Here is a 12565-nt window from a genome sequence, read left to right as displayed (position 1 = left end):
TAGCTTTTTTGTTACTTGAAATACGCAAGACAACTGCGGTAGATTAAAGGTTCAATACCACGCCGTAGTTTTTCTTTTCTAACTCTCTTTTTTCATTTGGATCGATCATGACGAGTGCGCTACTTTTCGCTTTTGTGCCGACTTTCTTTTTTGTCTCTATCACTCCCGGTATGTGCATGACATTAGCGCTGAGCTTGGGGATGAGCATTGGTTATCGACGTACCTTATGGATGATGTTCGGCGAACTGATTGGCGTTGCTGTAGTAGCGATAGCGGCAGTATTGGGGATGGCATCCGTTATGCTCAATTATCCTTGGTTATTTACGGTATTTAAAACATTGGGTGCGGCATATCTTGGTTATATCGGGGTTCAAATGTGGCGCTCAAAAGGTAAATTAGCGTTGAATCAAAATGTTGAAACCCCTATTGTTCGTAAAGATTGGGATTTGATTGTCCAAGGCTTTGTGACTGCCATTGCTAATCCCAAAGGGTGGGCGTTTATGATTGCATTATTGCCGCCTTTTATTAATAGCCAAGCTCCGATTGCACCGCAATTGTTCTGGTTGATTTCAATCATCATGATTTCGGAGTTTGTCTGTATGACGATTTACGCAACGGGCGGTAAAGGCTTGAAACATGCTTTAGGTCATACCAATAACGTTCGTTTGATGAACCGGATTTCGGGAACGCTAATGCTCGCAGTCGCATTCTGGCTTTTGTTGGGGTAATCTTTGCTATAGCTTGTCTACGCTTGGTTCGTCTCATCTCATTTACCAGCATATCCGAGGCAGCGTTTCACCATTACTTTTCAGTTCTAATTGATCATATTGTTCTCCGCGACAGGTATCGGTGTTTTGTCCTCTTTGTAGCAGTGGCTTAGCGATGATGGTGTATTGCCTGTTATCGTTAATAGATTTAATGGTAAGTTCAAATCGTTCATTATCGTAGTCACAAAATGAACAGACGCTATTGTTGTCAAATATTTCGTCTATAGGATAACCGTCACTATGGCGATAGTTCTCTTCTAAATAGAGCTGTACTTTGACCATATCAGCCATTACTTGGCGACGGTGCCCCTCTTTCACGTAGTGGCTGTAAGTTGGGTAAGCAATACTTGCCAGCACACCGACGATCACCACGGCAATCATTAATTCGATCAGTGTCATGCCGCCCATCTTTTTGTGCAATTCATTGCATTTATTTATTCGAATCATGTCCATTCGTTCTGTTAACCAATCCTTGCCTAGTGTTGATTACTGTTAATATCGAGGCAAGTTGATTTACGACTATCTCTATGTTTGCAAAGGATTTTGGGAAATGGTTCGCGGCTTTACTCTTTTAGAACTATTAATTACGCTCAGTATTGTGACGCTGATGCTAGCCTTTGCTGCGCCGAGTTATCGTCAGGTAAATCAGCAAATTAAAATGACGGCACTGGCCAATGATTTACATGGCTTTTTTATGCAAGCCAAATCTGAGGCGGTGTTTCGTAACCAAGAGATCTGGGTTCATATAGAGGGGATGCCCTCGAATACAGGAGAATGGCGTTTATTACTTTCTAGCCATGAAAATCATTCTACTTTGTCACCAGAAACGATCATTTCTGTCTTGAACGGCGATCGCTATCATAGCTTATCTGTTTCTTATAATAGTCGAATCAATCCAGTTACATTTGAGCCTGTTATGGGCAATCCGACGAGTGCTGGCAGGATTACGATTCAAGGGCAAGGGGGAGGCATCCAAGGACTTAATGTGAGATTTCATAATGGTGCTGGGCGAGTAAGGATCTGCAGTATTCAAGGAGAGTTGTATGGCTTTTCAGCGTGCTAAATACCGGCAATCGGGGGCCAGCTTAGTTGAATTTATGATAGCTAGCTTAGTAGGCAGCATCGCTTTGGCAATCATAGGTAGTGTCTTTCTCTCTAACCAGCGTGTAGCATTGCAGCGTAGCCAACACATTATGCTTCAGCAACAAATGAGTATGGTGATGTATCAATTGAAACGCGATGTATTACGTGCTGGTTATAATGGTATCAGTAATCATTCAGTCATATTTAGCGATCAAGATGACTTGCTGGCAGTGACCGAAACCTCGATAGGTTATGTCTATTATACCCCTAACTCTTCGTCTGGAAAATTCAGTCATACTTTGTATCGTGTAGGCGACAAAATGTTGAAATATTGCCAAGCAAATAGTGATCAGATCAAAACTCAGCAATCAATAAGCTCACAACGTTGCTATGACTTGTTTGAACCCAAACAAGTCAAAGTGACGGACTTTGTTGTAAAGCGTTTCCCTCTTAACGGTCAGGCGGTACAAAGTGCAGTCATTTCGATTGATGTTAGTGCCTCTTTAGTTGCTAACCCGGAGGTGGCTCATTCGATGCAATTGCATATTACGCAAAGGAATTGGCAATCATGAGGCGTCATCAACAAGGCATCGCGACATTACTGATCACAGCAGTCTTGCTCTCTATTACCTTAGTGATAACTCTTGGCTCGTATAAAAATTTGTTCTATCAAATTAAGAGGGCGCAAAATGAAGTGAGTGCTCGGCAAAGTTATTGGTTAGCAGAAGGTGGCGTTGAATGTTTGTATGCTTATATCGCACAAGATCCTTCTCGCGTGGCTTCCCTTTCTTACGTCGCTAATCACGAGCTAGGTTCGATTTGTAAGCAGCCGCTTGAACTTGATGAATTGTACAGTCAAGCATTGGTTAATAGTGCTTATCGCATTTATTCTCGCGCAGGCTATAGCCAAGTTAATAAGCAATTTTACTTACATTCGCCCGGTACGGGAGCGATTCAAACCAATGCGAATTTACGTTTAGTGGGAAGTTTTGATATCCAACCGGAGGCAGTAGGAGAAGCCGATAACGACGGTTTTTATGATTGCATCGCAGTGCGTTATAAGTATCAAGTTGAGTTTCATCCCAGCTCAGGCAGTGGATTACAGACTCAAGATGCCGATGCTGGTACTAAACCTTGTAAACCTAATAGTAAAACCTCGATAGCAGGTAGCCGTGAAGGAGAATTTAGTACCAAAGATTCGCCAGAGTTTAAAACCGATTTTGTACAAGATAAGCATATTAAGCCGTTTGAGTCTTATTTTGGTCTCGCTTATACCCCTGATAACTATCAAAAAATTAAGAGTGAACATTATCTAATTGAGCTAAATGCTGAGAAGTCGATCAATTGTAGTCATGTTATCCAACAGGCTTTTGAAAGTCATAAGAAAGTTTGGTTGCAGGGGGATTGTTTTATCAATGCTGGCTTCTCAGCACCGAATGGTCGTTCTTTAGTGGTAGAAAACGGTTTATTTGCGACGAATGGAGCTTCAGTGTATGGAGGCGCATTTTTCCATATGGTCGATACGTCTTTGCCTAAGTTTGCTAATTCAGCGACATTATCGAACGCTTGGCAACAAGCACCGTTTTACGAGGCGATAAAGGACTTGTTAACCAGTAATACGGTGTACGTTGATCGTGGTGCTTTTCGACCGGATGGAGGAATCGTGTTTGATGCTGATGGTGCAGAAATAGTGATTGGCGGTGCGTTTGCTTTGCACTATAGATCGAGTAATAACCCCTATGATCGCTTAGAGATCCTTTCATTACAACAAGGGAGCTGGAATGGCTATTAAACAATATGGTTTTAGTTTGATAGAAGTGATGATTGCTTTTCTGCTCATCGGCGTCGGCGCATTGAGTTTAGTTAAGTTGCAAGCCTTTGTTGAGCAGCGTGCAGATTCTGCGCAGCACAGCATTACTGCACTCAACCTTGCTGAGCAAAAATTAGAATGGTTTCGCACCCGTGGTGCTTCAGCCGCGACGGCGAGTTTAGTCGCGAATTATCCTCATGACTTTGTCGATGGGGAGGATAGTAGTCATCCTCTCTACCTGTTGCAGTGGAGCGTACCCTCTACCCAGCTATCCGGAGCATTAAAAACCATCGTTGTTCAAGCCACTTGGAAAGACAGGTATGGCAAAGATCAATCCGTACAACTCAAAACGATGATTTCCCAACACAGCGAGTTCGATTAGAGGTTTTATTGCTTCTTTTTATACAGGTCCAATCAATATATCTTTGCATTATCTACCCTTCTTACTTGAAGCTGCAGCGGTGTTGGCTACGTTCGTTCACCCCAATCGCATAGTTTGTCTATGCTCATGGGTATTCACTCATTCGCCGCCTACCTGCAACTCCAAGTCATTTGGGTATCGACGTTACGATTTATCGCTAGCTTTATACGTTGATTACTCAATTGTAGGGAGTGTTGTCGATGGTTTGTTGATGTAATGTTGCTTTGATATAGCAAGGTTGGGCAAAGTGTCTCTAGATGTTTCAATTGGTTTGGAACTTTGTGCTTCGCCTAGGCTTGTTTTATAGAATCTCATCATGGGCTATGACTCACAATAATTGAGCACAGATATCGATAGGATAACGTCAATAAGATCAATCTATCCAAATGCACACTGTGACTCTGATTAACCAGATATCCCCCTAGACACTTTGGCTTGCCCAGTTAGTGACGAACGAAGATCCATGAATAGGATCGGGAGGAGTTTTACCTCGTCATTAATCAGCAAGGGGATAGACACAACATGAACTAGGAACTTCGGATGAGTAATCAAGCGGTAAACTCAGCACCTACGCAACCATCGAGTCGTATGGATCGTTTTTTAAATTTAATTGAGCGGGTGGGCAATAAAATCCCAGATCCTGCGATACTTTTTTTCTGGGCTCTCATTATCGTTTGGGTCGCTTCAGCTTTACTATCGCAGGCAAGCTTCGATTTGATCAATCCTCGTACTGGCGAAGCGCTGCAAGTTAATAATTTATTAACCGGCAAAGAGTTAGCTAACTTTTTAGCCAATATGGTGACCACTTTCACCAGTTTTGCTCCATTAGGCATTGTACTCGTAGCGATGCTTGGGGTTGGCGTTGCTGATTCTTCAGGCTTTATTACTACTGGCTTGAAAAAAATGCTCAACTTTACTCCGGCTCAGTTATTAACGCCGATGTTAATTTTGGTGGCGATTGTCTCACATACAGCAGCTGATGCTGGCTATGTACTGGTTATTCCATTAGGTGGCATTATTTTTCACGCTGCAGGTCGTCATCCACTGGCTGGTATTGCTGCGGCTTTTGCTGGGGTATCCGGTGGTTTTGCCGCGAACTTCGTCCCTTCAGGGATTGATCCGCTACTCGCTGGTTTTACCCAAACCGCGGCGCAAGTGCTGGATCCAGCTTACCAAGTAAACCCACTCTCTAATATATTCTTTACCGGATTATCCTCTATCCTAATTGTTGCTATTGGTTGGTATGTCACGGAGAAAATCATTGAACCTCGTTTAAACAGTATGCCGATTGATGAAGATGCGGAAACAGCCCCAGATTTAGGATCATTTTCCGCTATTGAGTCTAAGGCGTTTCGTTATGCTGGCGGTGCAATGTTAGTCGGTATTGGCTTACTGATCGCGGCTTTATGGCCAGAAACGTCAGCGCTGCGTTCTCCTGAAGGAGAGTTGACCGCTTTTTCTGCACCTGTGATGCGCTCTATTGTCCCGTTGATTTTCATCTTATTTATTATCCCCGGCATTGTTTACGGACGAGTTTCAGGCACGTTTAAAACCAATAATGATGTCATTAAAGCCATGTCCGCCACTATGTCGACCATGGGCGCTTATATCGTCATGGCGTTTTTCTGCGCGCAATTTTTGGCCGCCTTTAGCCAATCAAACATCGGTACCATGCTGGCACTGTATGGCGCAGAAGGGCTAAAAGCGATGAACTTACCCGGACAGGCAACCATTGTCGGGATGATTTTATTGACCGCGATGGTGAACTTGTTGATAGGTTCTGCTTCGGCAAAATGGGCATTAATTGGTCCAATTTTAGTGCCGATGTTGATGGCGGTGGGCATTTCCCCTGAGTTGTCGCAAGCGGCCTATCGGGTGGGGGATTCGGTGTCGAATATCATTTCACCTTTGATGGTCTTCTTCCCATTGGTGGTGGTGTACTGCCAGCGCTATGTGAAAGGAGCAGGGATTGGCACTTTAGCGTCATTAATGATGCCGTACTCCATTGCCATGCTGATTGGTTGGACAATTTTCCTACTAGCCTATTGGGCACTGGGTATTCCTCTGGGTATTCAAGCGCCTTATACCTACTCATTATAAGCTAATCGACAGCCGGTGGTTCGTTACCATCAACTATCATAAAATGAGTTTAATCATGAAAGCCTGCTGATATAGCAGGCTTTTTTACTAGCGTTTAAGTGGGGTTGGATGATGGGTATCAGCCATGGATACCCGTTCAGTTGTTGACTAGCCTTTAAGATACTGTTCGTGAAAATCAAGGTGATCGTTGATAAAACTCTGAATAAAGTAGTAGCTATGATCGTAACCAGCATGCAGCCGCAAGGTAAAAGCTAACGCATTATCATCGGCTACGGCTTGTAAAGTCTCAGGTTTTAATTGCTCTTGTAAGAAGGGATCCGCTTCCCCTTGATCCACTAAGATAGGCAATGCAGTGCTTTGATGTTTAAGCAACTCTACCGCATCATACTCTTGCCACGCCGCTTGATCCTCACCAAGATAATGCCGAAACGCTTTTTGTCCCCAAGGACAATCACTGGGATGACAAATCGGACTCAATGCCGAAATAGAGCAATAGCGCTGTGGATTTTTAATGCCGATGGTTAAAGCGCCATGCCCTCCCATGCTATGTCCTGCAATAGATCGACGTTGATTCACCGGAAAATGTTGCTCAATCAATGCCGGGAGTTCATCAACAATATAGCTGTACATTTGATAATGCTCTTTCCACGGTGCTTGAGTTGCATTAACGTAAAACCCAGCCCCCAGTCCTAAATCGTAAGCTCCTTGTGGATCATCGGCGACGGATTCGCCTCTTGGGCTGGTGTCTGCCGCGACAATCGCAATACCAAGTTCAGCTGCTTTACGAAAAGCAGCGGCTTTTTGCATAAAGTTTTCATCACTGCACGTTAGCCCAGAAAGCCAGTACAACACCGGAACCGGAGTTTGAGGTGAAGCTTGTGGCGGCAGGTAAATCGCAAAACGCATCTCACAATTTAGTACCGATGAGGTATGTTGATACTGTTTATGCCAACCAGAAAATACTTTGGATTGACTGATAGGGGTAAGGCTCATGAATACGGCTCCTAATTGGCGATGACTTAATGTCGCCAACGGAATGGCGACGGCTAAGATTAAGCGGACGGTTGAGAGTGAAAATGCACCACGGAACGAATGCTTTCTCCTGAATGCATTAATTCAAAAGCCTCGTTGATCTTATCTAATGGCATGGTATGAGTAATAAACTCTTGTAAACCGAACTCTCCGGCCAAGTATTGTTCGACGATAGCCGGTAATTGTGAGCGTCCTTTTACGCCGCCAAATGCACTGCCTCGCCACACTCGACCTGTCACTAACTGAAATGGACGCGTTGCGATCTCTTGCCCTGCGCCCGCCACGCCAATGATCACTGATTCTCCCCAACCTTTATGGCAGCACTCTAAAGCTTGACGCATGACATTGACATTACCAATACACTCAAATGAGAAATCAACGCCGCCATCAGTCATTTCGACGATCACTTCTTGGATCGGTTTGGAAAACAGTTGCGGATTAATGCAATCGGTCGCGCCTAGTTGCTGCGCTAAAGCAAACTTTTTCTCATTAATATCAATACCAATGATTCGACTGGCTCCTGCCATTCGTGCGCCAATAATCGCAGATAACCCGATGCCGCCAAGGCCAAAAATGGCAACCGTATCCCCTTGTTGAACTTTAGCGGTATTTAAGACCGCGCCCATACCGGTTGTTACACCGCAGCCGAGTAAACACACTTCTTCTAATGGCGCTTGTTTATTGACTTTGGCAAGCGAGATTTCAGGCAGTACAGTGTATTCAGAAAAAGTAGAGCAGCCCATATAGTGGTAAATCGGCTGCCCATCTTTATAAAAGCGAGTGGTGCCATCTGGCATCAATCCTTTACCTTGTGTCGCGCGCACCGCTTGGCAGAGGTTAGTTTTGCCTGAAGTACAAAATTTACATTCACCACATTCCGCAGTATAGAGTGGGATCACGTGATCACCGACTGCCACACTGGTCACGCCTTCCCCGACCATTTCGACAATCCCCCCCCCTTCATGACCAAGAATGGTCGGGAAAACCCCTTCTGGATCTTCACCTGAAAGAGTAAAAGCATCAGTATGACAAACACCAGTGGCAACAATTCGTACCAATACTTCGCCTTTACGAGGTAGCATCACATCGACTTCTTCGATGCTCAGTGGTTGATTCGGGCCCCAAGCAATGGCGGCGCGTGATTTGATAAATTTATCTTGTGACATAATCGTATTCCTTGCGATGAAGATTCGTGAGCGATTCATTTCAGTGCTCACCACGAACTTAGTTAGGGAAGCCCTGCGGCTATAACAAGGTCAGTATAGTGCGTTATTTTATTGCTATAATCGGCTGAAAATAAGAATGACTTTTACAATTAAGTAATAATGAGGTGCTATGGCAAGTTGGGAAGGGGTTAATGAGTTTGTGGCCGTCGCTGAGATGGGGAGTTTTACTCAAGCGGCTGAGCGCTTACACACCTCCGTGGCGAATATCAGTCGACGAGTATTACAGCTTGAGGAGAGATTAGGCATAAAACTTTTGCTCAGAACCACACGCAAAGTGTCTTTGACGGAAGCGGGCATGCTGTATTACCAACAATGTAAAGTGTTGGTTGATGGTTTGCTTCAGGCTGAGCAAGCGATAACGCAGATCCAACATACCCCAAGTGGCAAAATTAAAGTGACGGCTCCGGTGACGTATGGTGAGCAAAAAATAGCGCCACTATTGCATAACTTTTTATTACTTTATCCGCAGCTTGATTTGGAGTTGGTATTAACTAACCAGAAGTTGGATTTGATCGATCAAGGTATTGATTTAGCGATACGGTTAGGGCAATTGGAGGATTCCAGCTTTATCGCTCGTAAACTCAGTGAGCGTCGTTTACACGTTTGTGCCAGTCAGGCCTATTTAGCACAATATGGTACTCCCTATGCTTTATCTGAATTAACGCGTCACTCTTGTTTGATTGGTACCCACGATCATTGGCGATTTAAGGAAAATAAGCAATCAAGAAGCATCAAAGTGAGTGGTCGAATTCGCTGCAGTAGTGGCATGGTGCTGCTTGATGCTGCGTTGAAGGGGATGGGGCTGGCGCAATTACCCGATTACTATGTCACTGAACACCTCGCACAAGGAAAGTTGATCGAAGTGTTGGCAACTTTTCAAGATGATCGCGAGGGGGTATGGGCGCTGTATCCACAAAATCGCCACTTATCAACCAAGGTTCGTTTGTTGGTTGACCATCTAACTCAGCATTTATCGCTTTAAGCTTACCGGATAAAGCGGTTAACGATATACTTTCTATCCCTTTTCTATTTGATGAGAGCGATAGCGGCTTACTTACCGCAAGGCTAAATAGTTTGGGTATTATTATTGGTATAAAGAGGCATTTATGAACGACAGTTCCTCCTTGTTTTCCCAACAAGATGAAGACTTTATGCGCCGAGCGATAGCGCTTGCAGCGAAGGCCGAAGCGGAAGGCGAGGTACCCGTCGGGGCGGTATTAGTCAAAGATGGTCAAGTGATCGCTGAGGGTTGGAATCGCTCGATTGGTGAACATGATGCAACGGCTCATGCTGAGATCCAAGTGCTGCGTCAAGCCGGGCAAGCTTTGCAAAACTATCGTTTATTAGATACCACCTTGTATGTCACCTTAGAACCGTGTCCAATGTGTGCAGGTGCTTTGCTCCATAGCCGAGTGGCACGTATCGTTTATGGTGCGCCGGATCTCAAAGCCGGAGCCGCAGGAACGGTACTGAATTTATTTGCTAGCCAAGCGGCTTATCATTACGCGGTGGTTGAAAAAGGCCTATTAGCTGATGAATGTCGGGTGCAACTGCAAGCTTTTTTTAAGCGTCGGCGACAAGAAATAAAAGCTCAAAAAGAACAACAAAAATAAAGGTAAGATCAAGAATGGTAATGAACTCGGTGGCTAAGAAGGATATGGGCAAACATCTACCACTTGATTCAGTCTTTATAGAGTAGATGTTTGCTGGTCTCTGATCAGTCTATCAGTTGCACGAACGCACGATGACGAGCGAGCACTTTCTTCTTTGTGTTTGCCAGCATACGGCGGCGGCGATTGGCTGATACTGCTTTGTTCAGGAGTTTTGATTGACGTTTTCGCTTCAACATAAACACCCTCCTATTATTATAAAAATAATCAAACTTACCGAACCCTTCCCACTGTAAGTGGCAGCCATGTGGATCGACTTTTTTCATGGATGCTATGACTCGAAGTGGTTAGGGTAGATTACCTCAGTCTTTTTTCATCAGGTTGATGTGACACAAAGTAATCAGATAAGGGCCTAACGATCCTCACCTGTGCTAGATTAAGCATTTATCCCCTTCCTATTTAAAGCAGCGGTGTTGGCTACGTTCGTTTACCCCAATCACATCGTTTGCCTATGCTCATGAGGATTCACTCACTTGCCGCCTACCTACAACTTCAAGTCGTTTGGGTATAGCAAGGTAGGGATAAAGTGTATCAATACTTTATTACCGTTAAATTTCACACTAGATATTTATGGTTTTTAGATATAAAAATCAAGAGATTTTATTAGCGAGCAGCAAACTTTGTTGGGTAGATGATGGAAAAATCGGTGCTCGCCAATGGTTATTTATTCGCTATCTGCGTTGTTCTCATCACTCTCATCCACAACCTCTTCTGGACCGATAGTAATCACTAACAAATCATCAATCCCAAGATCGGTATCACTACTATGATGTGGATCCATATGGCCGATGATGCTTTGGTAATAGCGACGGATGTTTTCCACATAAGCGCGAGCTTCATCTCCACGAGCATAGCCATAACGCGTCTGAGAGAAATAGCGTTGTTGACGCAAAAGAGGTAAGCGATCTTTGACATCAACCCATGAATCTGGCGATCCACCTTGTTGGCGAGTAAGACGACGAGCATCCATCATATGCCCATAGCCAATATTATAGGAAGCCAATGCAAACCAGATTTTTTCATGTTGTGGAATACTGTCTGGAATCCGTGCGACCATTCTGCGTAGATATTCGACGCCACCTTGAATCGATTGTTCTGCATCGAGTCGATTAGTTACTCCAACACTGCGCGCCGTTGGTAAGGTGAGCATCATCATGCCGCGAACGCCAGTTGGCGAGCGAGCAATCGGATTCCAGTGTGACTCCTGATAAGCCACTGCAGCAATTAAACGCCAATCAAATTCTTCTGAATATTTTTGAAACAGCGGCGCCCATTTAGGTAAGCGTGTTTCCAACGCGCGAATAAAGGCGCGAGTATCCACATAATCAAAGTTACCAATGTGGCCGATGTATTTTTCTTCTAAAGAGGCCAAACCTCCGGATTGTTTGAGATTACCGAAAAATTCTATCATTAACGCATATAAACTTTCATCATCAGAACGCCGCATAAACCAAGAAATCGGCTGGTCCTCGGTCATTTCAAAAGCCATTGCGATATCTGGATAAATACGCTGTGATAGTGAGATTTCTACTGAGTCCGCCATCGTAAACAGCAGTTCACCTTTAGAGACCTGTTTTAATAGCTCACTCACATCACTATTATTATCAATCTCGTATTGAAAGTCAGGATAACGCTCGGCAACGCTGGCTAATGTCGTAGTAAAATGAGAATCGTTGACGATTTTAAAAATAGGTTGCTGATCATGCTCCGCCAACAGTTCATCTTGTCTGGCGATTAACTGACTAATATTACGAGGTCGCCATTGGCCCGGCTTGTATACCACCTGTTGTGATACATAATAGTAAGCAGGTCCTGCGCGGTACTCTTTTAAGCGTTGTTCAGATTGGCTTAACCCTGCGGCAATAATATCTATCTCGCCATTTTTTAAAGCAGGAAAGAGACTCGATGTGCGGTAGGCGGGTTTCATTTCTAACCGTACTCCCAGCTCACGAGCAAACTCTCTTGCTAATTCGTAATCAAGGCCAGCAGGACCATCAGGTCCGATAAAATAGGACAGTTGATTATTTAACGTGCCGACACGCAGCACGCCTCTCTCACGGATTTTTTCTAGCTCGCTTTGTGGCTCAGAGTCAATTTGGCAGCCGTTGAGAACGAGCATGGTTAATGCTAGCCATAGCGCGCGATAGAAAAACGTGAAAGAAAATGGGGTCATTGATTGGTGATCTCTTACATCTGGTTATGTCTTTATACCAAACCTGAGGTGTTGAAGGCAAAGCTTATACACCATCGCTCTAGAATAGGAACTTAACATTCTTATTTCTCTAGACTTATTGATCAGCCTTGTCGACGGCCGAATGAGGGCTAGTGCAAAATATACGAAAAAATGGCGCAAACGGTTGCTTTTGGTGTTACGTCACAAAAAGAAATCCTCTATAATGCCCTCGCAGTAATGAGTCGACATTGGTATTTGTTTATCCATTCATAGATAACCATTT

The 12565-nt window shown here is 44.2% G+C and carries 13 protein-coding genes; 8 read left to right on the top strand and 5 right to left on the bottom strand.

The window, feature by feature from the left end:
* Positions 1-107: 107 nt before the first annotated feature.
* Positions 108-728: a LysE family translocator gene (locus tag BSR11_RS01345; RefSeq protein WP_072668708.1), complete on the top strand. Its 621-nt coding sequence runs from the start codon at positions 108-110 to the stop codon at positions 726-728.
* A gap of 42 nt (positions 729-770) precedes the next feature.
* Here BSR11_RS01345 and BSR11_RS01340 read toward each other — a convergent pair whose 3' ends face one another.
* A complete protein-coding gene (locus tag BSR11_RS01340; protein WP_072668707.1) occupies positions 771-1220 on the bottom strand; it encodes a type IV pilin protein in 450 nt (149 codons plus the stop codon).
* 97 nt (positions 1221-1317) lie between these two features.
* Between BSR11_RS01340 and BSR11_RS01335 the strand changes: the two genes are divergently transcribed.
* From BSR11_RS01335 to BSR11_RS01310, 5 genes are all read left to right on the top strand, one after another.
* Positions 1318-1830: a GspH/FimT family pseudopilin gene (locus BSR11_RS01335; protein ID WP_072668706.1), complete on the top strand. Its 513-nt coding sequence runs from the start codon at positions 1318-1320 to the stop codon at positions 1828-1830.
* Entirely contained in the window at positions 1811-2422 is a 612-nt protein-coding gene (locus BSR11_RS01330; RefSeq protein WP_072668705.1) for a hypothetical protein, read from the top strand. The genes BSR11_RS01335 and BSR11_RS01330 overlap by 20 nt, the downstream gene beginning before the upstream one ends.
* The gene (locus BSR11_RS01325) at positions 2419-3642 is read left to right on the top strand and encodes a hypothetical protein (protein WP_072668704.1); all 1224 of its coding nucleotides are present in this window, start codon (positions 2419-2421) and stop codon (positions 3640-3642) included. The genes BSR11_RS01330 and BSR11_RS01325 overlap by 4 nt, the downstream gene beginning before the upstream one ends.
* Positions 3632-4042, top strand: a complete 411-nt coding sequence (locus tag BSR11_RS01320; RefSeq protein ID WP_072668703.1) for a type IV pilus modification PilV family protein — start codon at positions 3632-3634, stop codon at positions 4040-4042. Before BSR11_RS01325 ends, BSR11_RS01320 begins: the two co-directional genes overlap by 11 nt.
* Positions 4043-4621: 579 nt before the next feature.
* Positions 4622-6181, top strand: coding sequence for an AbgT family transporter (locus BSR11_RS01310; RefSeq protein ID WP_072668701.1), 1560 nt, complete (start codon positions 4622-4624; stop codon positions 6179-6181).
* Between the two features lie 147 nt (positions 6182-6328).
* Here the strand turns inward: BSR11_RS01310 and fghA are convergent, their stop codons facing one another.
* On the bottom strand, positions 6329-7174 hold the full coding sequence (fghA, locus tag BSR11_RS01305) for an S-formylglutathione hydrolase (protein ID WP_072668700.1): 846 nt from the start codon (positions 7172-7174) through the stop codon (positions 6329-6331).
* A gap of 59 nt (positions 7175-7233) precedes the next feature.
* Positions 7234-8379, bottom strand: a complete 1146-nt coding sequence (locus tag BSR11_RS01300; RefSeq protein WP_072668699.1) for an S-(hydroxymethyl)glutathione dehydrogenase/class III alcohol dehydrogenase — start codon at positions 8377-8379, stop codon at positions 7234-7236.
* A 169-nt stretch (positions 8380-8548) separates the two neighbouring features.
* On the opposite strand from BSR11_RS01300, the gene BSR11_RS01295 reads away from it, so the two are divergent.
* Together BSR11_RS01295 and tadA are read left to right on the top strand one after the other, a co-directional pair.
* Positions 8549-9421 (top strand): LysR family transcriptional regulator, encoded by an 873-nt coding sequence (locus BSR11_RS01295; protein WP_072668698.1) that lies wholly within the window; start codon positions 8549-8551, stop codon positions 9419-9421.
* Positions 9422-9545: 124 nt separating this feature from the next.
* Entirely contained in the window at positions 9546-10052 is a 507-nt protein-coding gene (tadA, locus tag BSR11_RS01290) for a tRNA adenosine(34) deaminase TadA (protein WP_072668697.1), read from the top strand.
* A 104-nt stretch (positions 10053-10156) separates the two neighbouring features.
* Here tadA and BSR11_RS17505 read toward each other — a convergent pair whose 3' ends face one another.
* Positions 10157-10288 carry a hypothetical protein gene (locus BSR11_RS17505; RefSeq protein WP_004395771.1) on the bottom strand — a complete coding sequence of 44 codons (132 nt, stop codon included), beginning with the start codon at positions 10286-10288 and terminating at the stop codon, positions 10157-10159.
* 485 nt (positions 10289-10773) lie between these two features.
* On the bottom strand, positions 10774-12282 hold the full coding sequence (gene mltF / locus BSR11_RS01285; RefSeq protein WP_072668696.1) for a membrane-bound lytic murein transglycosylase MltF: 1509 nt from the start codon (positions 12280-12282) through the stop codon (positions 10774-10776).
* Positions 12283-12565 lie beyond the last annotated feature (283 nt).

Source organism: Vibrio injensis (assembly GCF_001895205.1).
GTDB classification, from domain to species: domain Bacteria; phylum Pseudomonadota; class Gammaproteobacteria; order Enterobacterales; family Vibrionaceae; genus Vibrio; species Vibrio injensis.
Note: the sequence above shows the minus strand (reverse complement) of the source record. Positions and strands in the feature narration are given on the sequence as shown.

Coding starts and splice junctions, on each gene's coding strand:
- BSR11_RS01345 (WP_072668708.1), top strand. CDS start 108: ATGACGAGTGCGCTACTTTTCGCTTTTGTGCCGACTTTCTTTTTTGTC.
- BSR11_RS01340 (WP_072668707.1), bottom strand. CDS start 1,220: ATGGACATGATTCGAATAAATAAATGCAATGAATTGCACAAAAAGATG.
- BSR11_RS01335 (WP_072668706.1), top strand. CDS start 1,318: ATGGTTCGCGGCTTTACTCTTTTAGAACTATTAATTACGCTCAGTATT.
- BSR11_RS01330 (WP_072668705.1), top strand. CDS start 1,811: ATGGCTTTTCAGCGTGCTAAATACCGGCAATCGGGGGCCAGCTTAGTT.
- BSR11_RS01325 (WP_072668704.1), top strand. CDS start 2,419: ATGAGGCGTCATCAACAAGGCATCGCGACATTACTGATCACAGCAGTC.
- BSR11_RS01320 (WP_072668703.1), top strand. CDS start 3,632: ATGGCTATTAAACAATATGGTTTTAGTTTGATAGAAGTGATGATTGCT.
- BSR11_RS01310 (WP_072668701.1), top strand. CDS start 4,622: ATGAGTAATCAAGCGGTAAACTCAGCACCTACGCAACCATCGAGTCGT.
- fghA (WP_072668700.1), bottom strand. CDS start 7,174: ATGAGCCTTACCCCTATCAGTCAATCCAAAGTATTTTCTGGTTGGCAT.
- BSR11_RS01300 (WP_072668699.1), bottom strand. CDS start 8,379: ATGTCACAAGATAAATTTATCAAATCACGCGCCGCCATTGCTTGGGGC.
- BSR11_RS01295 (WP_072668698.1), top strand. CDS start 8,549: ATGGCAAGTTGGGAAGGGGTTAATGAGTTTGTGGCCGTCGCTGAGATG.
- tadA (WP_072668697.1), top strand. CDS start 9,546: ATGAACGACAGTTCCTCCTTGTTTTCCCAACAAGATGAAGACTTTATG.
- BSR11_RS17505 (WP_004395771.1), bottom strand. CDS start 10,288: ATGTTGAAGCGAAAACGTCAATCAAAACTCCTGAACAAAGCAGTATCA.
- mltF (WP_072668696.1), bottom strand. CDS start 12,282: ATGACCCCATTTTCTTTCACGTTTTTCTATCGCGCGCTATGGCTAGCA.